Raw genomic sequence first — 12871 nt, 5'->3', positions numbered from 1 at the left:
TTGCGGGAGAGGTGACCAACCCCGTCGCGCGATCGGGCGAACCAACCATCGTCGCATTCAGGCGACCTTCACTCCGCATCTGCGCAACAGCATCCTGGCGAAGCCGAACGGCGCCGGCGTGAACGGGCCGGGCGGGGCACGGGTAACAAGCGCGACGACGCCGAGCGCGGCCATCGCCACCCAGAAGCACAGCCAGAAGCCGTCGATATAGGCGAGCACATTGGCCTCGCGCTGGACGAAGCCCGCGAGCGTACCGACCGCGCGTGCCTGTGCCGAGCCGGCACCATGGGCCGCAAAATGGTCGGCGAGCTGTTTCAGCATGCGGACCACATCGACGTCGCCGACGCCGAGATTCTGGCCGAGATAGAAGGAATGGATCTGCTCGCGGACGCGCAGCCACGTCCCCATCAACGCCACGCCGATCTCGGCACCGCCGAGCCGCATGATCTGGATATAGGCGGCAAACGAGGTCGCACGGCTCGGATCGGAATTGGACAGCAGCGTGATGATCAGCGGCAGCAAGGTCAACGACTGCCCGATCGCCTGGAGCAGCACGATGCCGGCGAAATCCTCACGCGCCCAATCATGACTGAGCTGCGTGCCCCAGAGATTGGCGGCGGCGAAGCAGGCAAATCCCACGACCACCACTGTCCGCGTATCGAAATGCCGCAGCAGCCAGATCGAGAGCGGCACCAGCACGAACATCGGCAACGCGCCGTAGGTGAGCAGCAGCAAGCCACTCTGCTCCGGCCTGAGCAGGGCGATGGTGGCGAGGAAGTTCGGCACCAGCGACGCGTTGGACAGGCTGGTCAGCGTGTAGAGCAGGATCAGGACCAGCCCCAGGCCGATATTGCGCGAGAACAGGACGTTCACATGCGCCCAAGGCTGCCGCACCAGGGATTCGTTGACGAGAAAACCCGCGACCAGCACCGCGCCGGCAATGATCAACGCCATCACGGTCCCCGATCCCAGCCAGTCCAGCCGATTGCCCTGGTCGAGCCCGGCATAGATCATCGAGACGCCGGCGCCGAGCAGCAGCATGCCACCCCAATCGGCCTCGCGCAGCAAAGCGCGATTCACCGGTTCGTTCGGCGTGCCCCAATAAACCATCAGGCCCATCAGGGGCGCGATCAGCACGCTCTGCCAGTACAGCCATTGCCAGCCGAGATGGTCGACATAGAAGCCGACCAGCGCGCTCGAGGTATCCAGCGCGAAGCCGACGCGGATCGAATAGATCGAGATCGCTGGGAGCCACCAGCGGATCGGCAAATTGCGGAACACGATCATCAACGTCGCCGGCACGAAGGTGCCGAGCAGGAGGCCATGCACGACGCTGAGCGCGAGCAATGTCGGATAGTCGTGCACGAACGGGATGATCAGCGAGACCGCGGCATAGACGAGGCTCGGGATACCGAGCACGCGGCGCAGGCCGAACACGGTGGCAAGCCAGGCCACCGCGGGCGCGATGAAGATCTGCGAGCCGATGCCTGCTGTGGAGAGCCAGGCGCCCTCGTCGAACGAGAGCGAGAACGCGCCGCGCAGGTCCGGCAGGCCTATTGTGGTCAGGCGGCTGTCGAAATTGGCGAGGAACGAGCCGAGCAGCACCGCCGCCACCGCAAACAAGGGCTGCGGCGCGACGCCGCCGCGCGAGAGCGGTCCGCGACTGGAATCGTCATTTTCCGCCATTGCCGGCCTTGGTGTCGATGCTGGTGACGACCGACATGCCCGGCACCAGCCGCGCCAGCAGTGGCTGGTTGTCGTCGAACTGGATGCGCACGGGAATGCGCTGCACGACTTTGGTGAAGTTACCGGTTGCGTTGTCCGGCGGCAGCAGCGCGACCTGCGCGCCGGTCGCGGGCGCAATGCGCTCGACCCTGCCGCGCAGCTTCTCGCGCGGGAAACTGTCGACAGTGATCTCGACTGGCTGGCCCGGTGCGACGTGCGTCAGCTGGGTCTCCTTGTAGTTCGCGATCACGTAGACCTTCGGCAACGGCACAACGTTGATGAGATTGGTGCCGATGTTGACGTAGTCGCCAGGCTGGACCTGCCGCTCGCCGACGACGCCGTCGAACGGTGCCGATATCTTGGTGTAGCCGAGCTTGAGCTTCGCACTCGCCAGTGTTGCCTTGGTCGCTTCGAGATCGGCGGCGCGCTGCTTCCTGGTGCCTTGCAGGACCTCGAGCTGGTGCTGCTGGGCCGCGATCACGGCGCGGCTCGCGCGCACATCGGCCTGCGCCTTGGCATAGCCTGCGACCGCCTGCTCGAACCGCTGCCGCGTGCCGGATTCGGTCTGCGACAGCGACTGCTGGCGCTCCTGCTCCTGCCGCGCCTCGACCTCCACGGCTTCGGCCGAGAGCCGCGCGGCCTGCGCCTGTGCAATCGTCGCATATTGCAGCTCGATCTGATTGGCCAGATTGTCGAGCACGGCTTGCGCGGCGGCGACCGCCGCTTCGGACTGCGCGACTTGCGCCTCATAGTCGGCAGGATCGATCTGGATCATGAGATCGCCGGCCTTGACGCGTTGGAAATCGGTGACCCCGACGGTCAGCACTTCGCCGGAGACGCGACTGGCAAGCCGCGTCAGCTCGGCCCGCACATAGGCGTCGTTGGTGGTCTGGACCGCCGAATTGCCGACCCATTCGTCGAAGCGCTGCGTTGCCAGCGCGACGAAGCCGAGCGCGACGATCACCGCGAACAGCGGAATCGCGAGCCGGCTCCACAGTGAACTCGCCGGTCGCTGCGTTGGCTTCGGTGGCGGCGCCGGTGTAGCAGGAGGTGGTGACGGCGAGATTTGTTCCTGCTGACTCACGCTAGACTCCAAAAACCACTTTCCCGAACGCTATTTTCAGACCGTCTTTTCCGGCCACCGGCAGAGATCGTTGATCAGGCAAACCTCGCAGCGCGGCTTGCGCGCGAGGCAAGTATAGCGGCCATGCAGGATCAGCCAATGATGGGCATGCAGCATGAACTCGGCCGGGATCACCTTTTCGAGACCGAGCTCGACCTCCAGCGGCGTCTTGCCCGGCGCAAGTCCGGTCCGGTTGCCGACGCGGAAGACATGCGTGTCGACCGCCATGGTGTGCTCGCCGTAGGCCATGTTGAGCACGACATTGGCGGTCTTGCGCCCGGCGCCCGGCAGCGACTCGATCCCGGCGCGCGTGCGCGGCACCTCGCCGCCGAATTCGCTGAGCAGCTTCGCGGACAGCGCAATGACGTTCCTGGCCTTGGTGCGGTAGAGGCCGATGGTCTTGATGTACTCACGCAGGCGCTCTTCGCCGAGGTCGAGCATCTTCTGCGGCGTGTCGGCGATCGCAAACAGCGCGCGCGTCGCCTTGTTGACGCCGGCGTCAGTCGCCTGTGCCGACAGCACCACGGCGACCAGCAGCGTGAACGGATTGACGTGCTCGAGCTCGCCTTTCGGCTCCGGGTTGGCCTTGCGGAAACGGCTGAAGACCTCGTGCACCTCGGGCGGCGTCCAGGGTTTCATGGCCTTGAGGGATTTCTTGCCGGGGACCTTGGGCTTCGCGGCGGCCGCCTTCGCCTTTTTCTTCGGCACGGACGTTTTGCGCGGGGCCGTCTTGCGGGTGATTTTCGCCATGATCGGGATATACTGAGGGACGATGAGCACAGGCAACGAAATTGAGCGCGAACGATCGGGAAGCGAGGCCGAGCCTCAGATCTTTTCCGCGCGCCTGACGCCGCACCGCTCGCTGAACCGCACCGGCTTCCTCGCGGTGATGCTGTTCCTGAGCGCCGTCAGCTTCGTCACCGGCCTCGTCTTCCTGATGATGGGCGCGTGGCCGGTGTTCGGTTTCTTCGGCCTCGACGTGCTGGTGATCTGGTGGGCCTTCAAGGCCAATTTCCGCGCGGCGCGGGCCAGCGAGGAGATCGTGGTCACGCCATCTGAATTACGCGTGCGGCGCATCAGCCAGCACGGCCAAATCGTCGAGTGGACCTTCAATCCGCTCTGGGTCCGGCTGGACATGGAAATCGACGAGGATTTTGGCATCGAGCACCTCTATCTGATCTCGCGAGGTCACCAGATCCAGATCGCCCGCTTCCTCGGACCGGATGAAAAAACAAGTTTTTACAAGGGTTTGGTTGAGGCATTAAATGCCGCCAGGCGCGGTCCGACCTACAATCCGGTGACCTGATTTGCGGATCGGAAATCGGGTGGTTTCGCACCCTGCCCTCTCCTACATTTGTCGTCATGATGACACTCGCGATACATGACCAGCGCCTGGCCGGGCCGGGCTCCCAGAACGCCGCGATGCGCGACTATGATTCCGTGCGCCGGGCGATCGCCTTCATTTCGGAAAACTGGCGCGCGCAGCCGACCATCGAGGCGATGGCGGATGCGGCCGGCGTCACCCCGGACGAACTGCACCATTTGTTCCGCCGCTGGGCCTCGATCACGCCGAAGGCGTTTATGCAGGCGCTCACGCTCGATCACGCCAAGGGCTTGCTCAGGGATTCCGCGAGCATCCTCGATGCGGCGCTCGACTCGGGCCTGTCGGGTCCGGGGCGCTTGCACGATCTCTTCGTCACGCACGAAGCGATGTCGCCGGGCGAATGGAAGAACGGCGGCGCGGGGCTGATCTTGCGCTATGGCTTTCATCACTCGCCGTTCGGCGCTGCGATCGTGATCGCGACCGATCGCGGATTATCGGGACTTGCTTTCGCCGATCCCGGTGAGGAACAGGTGGCGCTTGCCGATATGACGCGGCGATGGCGGAACGCAACTTACGTCGAGGATCACGAAGGCACCGCACCGCTGGCGCAGCGCATCTTCGACACAAAGCTCTGGCGGCCGGACCAGCCGCTGCGCGTGGTGATGATCGGCACCGATTTCGAGGTCCGGGTGTGGGAGACGTTGCTGAAGATCCCGATGGGCCGCGCGGTGTCCTATTCGGACATCGCCTGCAACATCAACAGCCCGAAAGCCTCACGCGCCGTCGGCGCCGCCGTCGGCAAGAACCCCGTGTCCTTTGTCGTGCCCTGCCACCGCGCTCTCGGCAAGAGCGGTACGCTCACCGGCTACCACTGGGGCATCACCCGCAAGCAGGCGATGCTGGGCTGGGAGGCCGGGCAGCTGGGGATGCAGTAAGACTGTCATCGGCAAAGTTTCGTAGGGTGGGCAAAGGCACGCACTTCGCGCGCCGTGCCCACCATCGTTCCGCAATCGCTGCTGCATGGTGGGCACGCTACGCTTTGCCCACCCTACAATTCTGCGTGCTTAGCGCGGCCTAGCCGCCCCTCATCTTTACCCCGCCAGATCCAGCTTCGAGGCCACCGTCGAATCCGCATTGAGACGGTAGATGATCGGCACGCCGGTGGCGAGCTCGCGCTTCAAAATGCCTTCGGGCGAGAGCTTTTCCAGCACCATGATCAGCGCGCGCAGCGAATTGCCGTGGGCGGCGACCAATGTGCGCTTGCCGTTGAGCACGCCGGGCAGGATCTCCTGCACGTAATAGGGCAATGCGCGCGCGAGCGTGTCCTTCAGGCTTTCACCGCCGGGCGGTGGCACGTCGTAGGAGCGGCGCCAGATCAGCACCTGGTCCTCGCCCCATTTCTTGCGGGCGTCGTCCTTGTTGAGCCCCGAGAGATCGCCATAGTCGCGCTCGTTCAGCGCGAGGTTCTTCGTCGTCGGCAGGCCCTTCTGGTCGAGCTCGCCGAGAATGAGATCGAGCGTGTGCTGTGCGCGCGTCAACACCGAGGTGTAGGCGACGTCGAACACGAGGCCCTGCGCCTTCAGCTTGCGGCCGGCTTCCGAGGCTTCCTTCACGCCGAGCTCGGTGAGATCAGGGTCCTTCCAGCCCGTGAACAGGTTCTTCAGATTCCATTCGCTCTGACCGTGCCGCACCAGCACGAGAAGACGTTCGCTCATTGATTGCTTTCCGTTTAGTTCAAATGTCAGACAGGCCGAGCACGTCGGCCATGGAATAGTGCCCCGGCTTCTTGCCGTGCGCCCAGAGCGCGGCCTTCAGCGCGCCGTGGGCGAACAGCATGCGATCCTCCGCGTGATGCGACAGCGTCAGGCGTTCGAACGGGCCGAGGAAGCTCACGCTGTGATCGCCGGCCGCGGTGCCGCCGCGCAACGACGCAAAGCCGATATCGCCGGGCTTGCGCGCGCCGGTGATGCCGTCGCGGCCGCGATCTGCATGCTCGTCGAGCGCGATGCCGCGGCCGGTCGCCGCCGCCTGGCCCAGCATCAGCGCCGTGCCCGAGGGCGCATCGATCTTCATGCGGTGATGGGTTTCGACGATCTCGATGTCGAAGCTCTCGTCGAGCGCCTTGGCGACGCGCTTGACCACGGCGGCGAGCAGATTGACACCCAGGCTCATATTGCCGGACTGCACCACGACGGCGCGGTTGGTGACGCTCTTGATCACGGCGTTGTCGGAGCCCGACAGGCCGGTCGTTCCGACCACGTGCACGAGGCCGCGCTCGGCGGCGATCGCGACATTGGCCAGCGTCGCCGCCGGCACGGTGAAATCCAGAATGCCGTCGGCGTCCTTCGACAATGCCCAGAGATCGCCGGACAGTTTGACGCCATTGGCCGGCAGGCCTGCGAGCACGCCGGCATCCTTGCCGAGCAGCTCCGATCCCGGCGCCTCCAGCGCACCGGCCAGCACCGCGCCTTTGGTCTCGGCAATCGCCCGAGTCAGCGCCCGGCCCATCCGGCCGCCGGCTCCAGCAACGATCAAGCGCATGTCGGACATGGTGCGATCCTCTCGCGGTTGTTGTAGCGGGGGGATGCAGTTCCGGCAACCAAGGGGGATTGGGGGCAGGCGGGCTTCCACCCTCCCCTGGAGCGCGGTCGCTTGCGGCCATCCTTCGAGACGCCCGCCTACGGCGGGCCCTCAGGATGAGGTTGGAATCCGTGGCAACAAATTCGACGGGCGCCGATACTGCTTAGCCTCATCCTGAGGAGACCGCGGAGCGGTCGTCTCGAAGGACGAGGCGCGCGCAGACCCAGCCTCAGCCGTCCGACGGCTGCGGGCCGTCATAGCCCTCGATGATGATGAGGTCGGCGACGGAGTGCGGCTGGCGCACCTTGATGTTGGCCTGGTATTCCGGCGAGTTGTAGCAAGCGATCGCGGTCTCGTAGTCCGGGAATTCGATCACGACGTTGCGGGTGCGGCTGGCGCCTTCGACCGTGGTGAACTTGCCCGCGCGGACGACGAAGCGGCCACCCCATTTCTTGAAGATCGGACCATTGGCGACGGCATAGGGCTTGTAGCCCTCGTCACTGCTCACGTCGACGCGTCCGATCCAGTAGCCTTTTGCCATTGTTCTTCTCCCTGTGTTGTTGGGCTTCTATTTGAGCATGATCTGATCGGAAAACCGCTGCACACTTTGCGCTAACGCGGCCCTTCGGGTCCGGATCATGCTCCGAGTGCCTCGGCGATCTCGCTCTGGATCGCCTCCGCGATCGCCTTGGGGTCCGTGGCTTCCACCACCGGCCGCCCGACGACGAGATAGTCCGCGCCGGCCGCAATCGCGCGGCCCGGCGTCATGATGCGTTTCTGATCGCCGCTCGCCGCGCCCGCCGGCCGGATGCCGGGGGTGACGAGGCTCATCTGGTGGCCGACGATCTTGCGCAAGGCTCCAACTTCCTCGGGCGACGACACCAGCCCGTCGATGCCGAGCACCTGCGCCTGCTGGGCGCGCGCTTCGACGAGCTCGGAGACGCCGAGCCGGAAGCCTGCCGCGTGCAGATCGTCCTCGTTGTAGGAGGTCAGAACAGTGACGGCGAGGATCTTCAGGTTCGAGCTGCCGCGACCTTCGACGGCACCTTTCATGGTCTGCGGATAAGCGTGCACGGTGAGGAAGGTCGCGCCGAGCCTGGTGATGCTGTCGACGCCCTGCGCCACGGTGTTGCCGATGTCGTGCAGCTTGAGATCGAGAAAGACCTTCTTGCCCTTGTCGGCGAGCTTGCCCACCAGCGGCAAGCCGCCGGCATAAGCCAGCCGATAGCCGATCTTGTAGAAGGTGACGCTGTCGCCGAGCCGGTTGACCATCGCTTCCGCGGCGTCAACGCCGGGCAGATCGAGCGCGACGATCAGGCGGTCTTTCGGGGCGATCTCGGCTGGCGTCATGTCACCTCACATCATGCGTTGGGAAAAATCGATCAACTGCCGCACCAGGTCCTTCAACGCGGCGATATCGCCCTCGTGCTTCAGCCTGTCCATATCGTCATAGGCCTGGTCGGCAAAGGCGAGCGTCAGCTGGCTGGCAATCACATTGGCGTGGCAGGAGGTCAGGATCAGACGCAACGCTTGCAGCGCGCGAGCCGCGCCGAGCCGGCTCTGCGAGGCGCCGGCGAGCGCGAAGACGCGGTTGCGGAACACCTCGCCGCGCGGCTCGTGCAGCTCATGCACGCGACTGACCCAGTCGATCGCGTTCTTCAGCAGCGGCGGCACCGAGGCATTGTATTCGGGCGAGACGATCAGCACGCCATGATGCGCGCCGATCATGCGCTTGAGATTGATCGCGTGCTTGGGCACACCGGACTTGGCCTGCAGGTCGCCGTCATAGATCGGCAGCGGAAAATCGGCGAGCGAGACGCGGGTGACGTCGACGCCGGCCTGGTCGAATGCATAGGCGGCGACCGCTGCCAGCTTCGCATTGTGCGAGCCGGTGCGCAGGGAGCCGGGAATGATCAGAATTTTCGGTGCGGACATCCGCTTCCATGCGTTCGGCGAAACGAGCCCGCCACGCAAACAGCAATGCCGGCGGAATTAGTCCTTGCGATACACCCAGACGCGGGCCGGCGGAAGGTTCATCCAGATCCGTTCGGAGGCCTCTGTGGACACGCCGGGCAGCGATTTCGGAATCGGCGGCACCACCGCGTAGGTGAACTGGACGAAGGGCGCACCGGGCGCCAGGGCCGTGAAGGCGTCGCGGATCAGCCGCAGCCGCGTCAGCATCGGTTTTGTAACCAGCGGCAGGCCCGAGACGACCGCGGAGGCCGGCGCGCTCAGCACGTTCCACAGCGTGTCGCGCAGGCGATAGGCATCGCCCTGCACCACCTTGGCCTGCGGATAGCGGTCGCGCAGCAGGGCGCAGAAGCCCGGATTGTATTCGACGAGGACGAGACGCTTCTGGTCGACGCCGCGCTCGACCAGGGCCGAGGTGATGGCGCCGGTGCCGGGGCCGAGCTCAACCACCGGTGCGTCCGAATTGACGTCGACGTAATGGGCCATGGTCCGGGCCAGCAGCTTGCCCGACGGCATCACCGCACCCATGTGGAGGGGCTTTTCGATCCATGACCGGAGAAAACGCACCTCGTCATCGAGACGGGGCTTCTTCAACGCACGCGCGGACGATGGCAATGGCATGTCGGGACCGGCCGGGACCGCGTGACCGCGGCGTGTCAGAAAATGGTCATAAAGACGTATAGGCCGAAGGCGGCACGGTCAAGACGCGTCAACTCGCCCGATTACCGAAGAAATCCTTGACCTTGGTGAAGAAACCCTCGGATTCCGGCTGGGTGTTGCCGGAGGAGAGCTTGTCGAACTCGGCCAGCAATTCCTGCTGCTTTTTGGTGAGGTTCTGCGGGGTCTCGACCACGACCTGAACGTACATGTCGCCCATTTGGCGCGAGCGCAGCACCGGCATGCCTTTTGATGCGATGCGGAATCGGCGGCTGGACTGGGTCCCGGCTGGGACCTTCACCTTGGTCTTGCCCTTCTCGATGGTCGGCACCTCGAACTCGCCACCAAGCGCCGCCGTTACCATCGAGATCGGCACACGACAATGCAGATCGGCGCCGTCGCGCTGGAAGAACTGGTGCTGGGCCAGCGACAGGAAGATGTAGAGGTCGCCGGGCGGGCCGCCGCGGACCCCGGCCTCGCCCTCGCCGGCGAGCCTGATCCTGGTGCCGTCCTCGACTCCAGGGGGAATGTTGACCGACAGATTCCGCTCGCGGGTGACGCGCCCCTGACCCGAGCAGGACGGGCAGGCGTCCTCGATCATCTGGCCGCGCCCCTGGCAGCCCGGACAGGTCCGCTCCAGCGTGAAGAAGCCTTGCGACTGCCGTACGCGTCCGGCGCCGCCGCAGGTCGAGCAGGTCTTCGGCTTGGTGCCGGCCTTGGCCCCGATGCCCGAACAGGCTTCGCAAGTGACCGAGACCGGAATCTCGATCTGCGCGGTCTTGCCGCCAAAAGCTTCCTCGAGCGTGATTTCCATGTTGTAGCGAAGGTCGGCGCCGCGCTCGCGGCCGCCACGGCCGCCGCGCTGTCCGGCCATGCCGAACAAATCTTCGAAAATGTCGGAAAAGGAGGAGGCGAAGCCCGCGCCGAAACCGGCGCCGCCACCGCCGCCCTGCTCGAAGGCGGCATGGCCGTAACGGTCATAGGCGGCGCGCTTGTCCTTGTCTTTCAGGACCTCGTAGGCCTCGTTGATTTCCTTGAACTTGACTTCGCTGGTGTTGTCCCCGGGATTACGGTCGGGGTGAAACTTCATCGCCAGCTTGCGGAACGACGATTTCAGGACGGAATCGTCGGCATCGCGTTCGACTTCGAGGGTTTCGTAGTAGCAGCGCTTGGTGGACGTGGACATGATGAGCTCAGTCTATCCGATCGCGATTCAAGTCGGAGCGAAGCAACGTCGCCATGCAACGATATAGGCAGCCTTCCGCCTCGCGACAGAGGATTGCATGGCAGTGTTCAGAATAACGGCTGGGAATTGATCGATCGTAACGGGCCCAAATTTAAAGCCTTGGTCCGTCGAGCCCGACACGATGGCCTCCCCCGCGAGGGAGGAGGCCGTTGGCGCGTGTGGGGTCCAAGCCGTCCGCATCATCACCCTCGCGGGGTTCAGGCGGACTTCTTGTTGGTCTTGTCGTCGTCGACTTCGGTGAATTCCGCGTCGACGACGTCGTCCTTGGCCGCGTCCTTCTTGGCGTCGGCCTCGGCCTGCTGCTTGTACATGGCCTCGCCGAGCTTCATCGATGCCTGGGCCAGCGTTTGGGTCTTGGCCTTGATCGCTTCGGCATCGTCGCCCTTCAGCGCTTCCTTGAGGTCGCTGACGGCATCCTCGATGGCGCGGCGCTCAGTCTCGGCGACCTTCGAACCGTGCTCGGCCAGTGCCTTCTCGGTCGAATGCACAAGTCCGTCCGCGTCGTTCTTGGCAGTCACGGCCTCGCGGCGCTTCTTGTCCGCCTCAGCATTGGCCTCGGCGTCCTTGACCATCTTCTCGATGTCGGCTTCCGACAGACCGCCAGAGGCCTGGATGCGGATCTGCTGCTCCTTGGACGTGGCCTTGTCCTTGGCCGAGACGTTGACGATGCCGTTGGCGTCGATGTCGAAGGTCACCTCGATCTGCGGCATGCCGCGCGGAGCCGGCGGAATGCCCATCAGGTCGAACTGGCCGAGCATCTTGTTGTCGGCCGCCATTTCACGCTCGCCCTGGAAGACGCGGATGGTGACCGCGTTCTGGCTGTCCTCGGCGGTCGAGAACACCTGGCTCTTCTTGGTCGGGATCGTGGTGTTGCGGTCGATGATGCGGGTGAACACGCCGCCCAGCGTCTCGATGCCCAGCGACAGCGGGGTCACGTCGAGCAGCAGCACGTCCTTGACGTCGCCCTGGAGCACGCCGGCCTGGATCGCGGCGCCGATCGCCACGACTTCGTCCGGGTTGACGCCCTTGTGCGGCTCCTTGCCGAACAGTTGCTTCACGACTTCCTGGACCTTCGGCATGCGGGACATGCCGCCGACCAGCACCACTTCGCCGATCTCGGCGGCGGTGAGGCCGGCATCCTTCAGCGCCTTGCGGCAGGGCTCGACGGTCTTCTGGACGAGGTCATCGACCAGCGCCTCGAACTTGGCGCGGGTGAGCTTCATCGTCAGATGCTTCGGGCCGGTCTGGTCCGCGGTGATGAAGGGCAGGTTGATCTCGGTCTGCGTCGTCGACGACAGCTCGATCTTGGCCTTTTCAGCGGCTTCCTTCAGGCGCTGCAACGCGAGCTTGTCGTTGCGCAGGTTGATGCCCTGCTCCTTCTGGAATTCGTCGGCGAGATAGCCGACGAGGCGCATGTCGAAGTCTTCGCCGCCGAGGAAGGTGTCGCCGTTGGTCGACTTCACCTCGAACACGCCGTCGCCGATTTCGAGAATCGAGATATCGAACGTGCCGCCGCCGAGATCGTACACGGCGATCGTGCCGGCCTTGGTCTTGTCGAGGCCGTAGGCGAGCGCGGCCGCGGTCGGCTCGTTGATGATGCGCAGCACTTCAAGGCCGGCGATCTTGCCGGCGTCCTTGGTCGCCTGGCGCTGGGCGTCGTTGAAGTAGGCGGGCACGGTGATGACGGCCTGGTCGACCTTCTGGCCCAGATGGGCTTCCGCGGTCTCCTTCATCTTCTGCAAGATGAACGCCGAGACCTGCGAGGGCGAGTAGGTCTGGCCGTCGGCCTCGACCCAGGCGTCGCCGTTGGAAGCCTTCACGATCTTGTACGGAACGAGCTTCTTGTCCTTCTCGACCATCGGGTCGTCGTAGCGGCGGCCGATCAGGCGCTTCACTGCGAAGAACGTGCGCTCGGGATTGGTGACCGCCTGGCGCTTGGCCGGCTGGCCGACGAGGCGCTCACCGTCGTCCGTCACGGCGACGATCGAAGGCGTCGTGCGCATGCCTTCGGAATTCTCGATGACTTTGGCGTTCTTGCCATCCATTACGGCGACGCACGAATTCGTGGTACCGAGGTCGATCCCGATGACCTTTCCCATGGTCCTATATCCTTGTTTTTGCGGCAGGCTGGCTGGGCCCAGAAGGCACCCGAACCGAAACCCCCTAAGATCAAACATTCGCGATATTGCGATGGTTGGGGGTCATATAGGAGGGGGGGAGGTGCCTGCAAGGACCGAACGCAAGT

At 64.6% G+C, this 12871-nt stretch carries 13 protein-coding genes; 2 read left to right on the top strand and 11 right to left on the bottom strand.

The genetic code is table 11. The features are described from left to right. Positions 1 to 57 precede the first annotated feature (57 nt). Genes ABIB90_RS04655 through nth form a run of 3 tightly spaced genes read right to left on the bottom strand, consistent with a single transcriptional unit; the run spans position 58 to position 3598 of the window. Positions 58 to 1686: an MFS transporter gene (locus ABIB90_RS04655; RefSeq protein WP_354200302.1), complete on the bottom strand. Its 1629-nt coding sequence runs from the start codon at positions 1684 to 1686 to the stop codon at positions 58 to 60. Beyond that, the gene (locus ABIB90_RS04650; protein ID WP_354200301.1) at positions 1673 to 2809 is read right to left on the bottom strand and encodes an HlyD family secretion protein; all 1137 of its coding nucleotides are present in this window, start codon (positions 2807 to 2809) and stop codon (positions 1673 to 1675) included. The genes ABIB90_RS04655 and ABIB90_RS04650 overlap by 14 nt, the downstream gene beginning before the upstream one ends. Before the next feature lie 36 nt (positions 2810 to 2845). Continuing rightward, complete coding sequence (gene nth / locus ABIB90_RS04645; protein ID WP_354200300.1) at positions 2846 to 3598, bottom strand: endonuclease III; 753 nt, start codon at positions 3596 to 3598, stop codon at positions 2846 to 2848. A 22-nt stretch (positions 3599 to 3620) separates the two neighbouring features. Between nth and ABIB90_RS04640 the strand changes: the two genes are divergently transcribed. Both ABIB90_RS04640 and ABIB90_RS04635 read left to right on the top strand, forming a co-directional pair. Beyond that, positions 3621 to 4154 (top strand): DUF2244 domain-containing protein, encoded by a 534-nt coding sequence (locus ABIB90_RS04640; protein ID WP_354200299.1) that lies wholly within the window; start codon positions 3621 to 3623, stop codon positions 4152 to 4154. Positions 4155 to 4210: 56 nt separating this feature from the next. Then, a complete protein-coding gene (locus ABIB90_RS04635) occupies positions 4211 to 5107 on the top strand; it encodes a methylated-DNA--[protein]-cysteine S-methyltransferase (protein WP_354200298.1) in 897 nt (298 codons plus the stop codon). Positions 5108 to 5263: 156 nt separating this feature from the next. Here ABIB90_RS04635 and ABIB90_RS04630 read toward each other — a convergent pair whose 3' ends face one another. The 8 genes from ABIB90_RS04630 to dnaK form a co-directional block, all read right to left on the bottom strand. Next, positions 5264 to 5887, bottom strand: coding sequence for a 2,3-bisphosphoglycerate-dependent phosphoglycerate mutase (locus ABIB90_RS04630; RefSeq protein ID WP_007598504.1), 624 nt, complete (start codon positions 5885 to 5887; stop codon positions 5264 to 5266). Between the two features lie 19 nt (positions 5888 to 5906). Next, entirely contained in the window at positions 5907 to 6722 is an 816-nt protein-coding gene (gene dapB, locus ABIB90_RS04625; RefSeq protein ID WP_007598502.1) for a 4-hydroxy-tetrahydrodipicolinate reductase, read from the bottom strand. A gap of 259 nt (positions 6723 to 6981) precedes the next feature. After that, positions 6982 to 7293, bottom strand: coding sequence for a DUF1330 domain-containing protein (locus ABIB90_RS04620; protein ID WP_027566211.1), 312 nt, complete (start codon positions 7291 to 7293; stop codon positions 6982 to 6984). Between the two features lie 95 nt (positions 7294 to 7388). Continuing rightward, complete coding sequence (gene pyrF, locus ABIB90_RS04615) at positions 7389 to 8102, bottom strand: orotidine-5'-phosphate decarboxylase (protein ID WP_007598498.1); 714 nt, start codon at positions 8100 to 8102, stop codon at positions 7389 to 7391. Between the two features lie 6 nt (positions 8103 to 8108). Next, positions 8109 to 8687, bottom strand: coding sequence for an NADPH-dependent FMN reductase (locus tag ABIB90_RS04610; RefSeq protein ID WP_354200297.1), 579 nt, complete (start codon positions 8685 to 8687; stop codon positions 8109 to 8111). Positions 8688 to 8744: 57 nt separating this feature from the next. Continuing rightward, entirely contained in the window at positions 8745 to 9344 is a 600-nt protein-coding gene (locus ABIB90_RS04605; protein ID WP_007598495.1) for a class I SAM-dependent methyltransferase, read from the bottom strand. 88 nt (positions 9345 to 9432) lie between these two features. Continuing rightward, positions 9433 to 10566, bottom strand: coding sequence for a molecular chaperone DnaJ (dnaJ, locus tag ABIB90_RS04600; RefSeq protein WP_007598494.1), 1134 nt, complete (start codon positions 10564 to 10566; stop codon positions 9433 to 9435). Positions 10567 to 10823: 257 nt separating this feature from the next. After that, positions 10824 to 12725: a molecular chaperone DnaK gene (dnaK, locus tag ABIB90_RS04595; RefSeq protein WP_007598490.1), complete on the bottom strand. Its 1902-nt coding sequence runs from the start codon at positions 12723 to 12725 to the stop codon at positions 10824 to 10826. Between the last annotated feature and the right edge of the window lie 146 nt (positions 12726 to 12871).

Origin of the sequence: Bradyrhizobium sp. JR4.1, assembly GCF_040548605.1 — a bacterium.
In the GTDB taxonomy this organism is placed as follows: Bacteria; Pseudomonadota; Alphaproteobacteria; order Rhizobiales; family Xanthobacteraceae; genus Bradyrhizobium; species Bradyrhizobium canariense.
This window is presented reverse-complemented; position numbering and strand designations above follow the sequence as displayed.

Excerpts from the sequence above, each read along its gene's own strand:
- ABIB90_RS04605 (WP_007598495.1), bottom strand. The coding sequence starts at position 9,344 with ATGCCATTGCCATCGTCCGCGCGTGCGTTGAAGAAGCCCCGTCTCGAT.
- pyrF (WP_007598498.1), bottom strand. The coding sequence starts at position 8,102 with ATGACGCCAGCCGAGATCGCCCCGAAAGACCGCCTGATCGTCGCGCTC.
- dnaK (WP_007598490.1), bottom strand. The coding sequence starts at position 12,725 with ATGGGAAAGGTCATCGGGATCGACCTCGGTACCACGAATTCGTGCGTC.
- ABIB90_RS04620 (WP_027566211.1), bottom strand. The coding sequence starts at position 7,293 with ATGGCAAAAGGCTACTGGATCGGACGCGTCGACGTGAGCAGTGACGAG.
- dapB (WP_007598502.1), bottom strand. The coding sequence starts at position 6,722 with ATGTCCGACATGCGCTTGATCGTTGCTGGAGCCGGCGGCCGGATGGGC.
- ABIB90_RS04630 (WP_007598504.1), bottom strand. The coding sequence starts at position 5,887 with ATGAGCGAACGTCTTCTCGTGCTGGTGCGGCACGGTCAGAGCGAATGG.
- dnaJ (WP_007598494.1), bottom strand. The coding sequence starts at position 10,566 with ATGTCCACGTCCACCAAGCGCTGCTACTACGAAACCCTCGAAGTCGAA.
- ABIB90_RS04635 (WP_354200298.1), top strand. The coding sequence starts at position 4,211 with ATGATGACACTCGCGATACATGACCAGCGCCTGGCCGGGCCGGGCTCC.
- ABIB90_RS04610 (WP_354200297.1), bottom strand. The coding sequence starts at position 8,687 with ATGTCCGCACCGAAAATTCTGATCATTCCCGGCTCCCTGCGCACCGGC.
- ABIB90_RS04640 (WP_354200299.1), top strand. The coding sequence starts at position 3,621 with ATGAGCACAGGCAACGAAATTGAGCGCGAACGATCGGGAAGCGAGGCC.
- ABIB90_RS04655 (WP_354200302.1), bottom strand. The coding sequence starts at position 1,686 with ATGGCGGAAAATGACGATTCCAGTCGCGGACCGCTCTCGCGCGGCGGC.
- nth (WP_354200300.1), bottom strand. The coding sequence starts at position 3,598 with ATGGCGAAAATCACCCGCAAGACGGCCCCGCGCAAAACGTCCGTGCCG.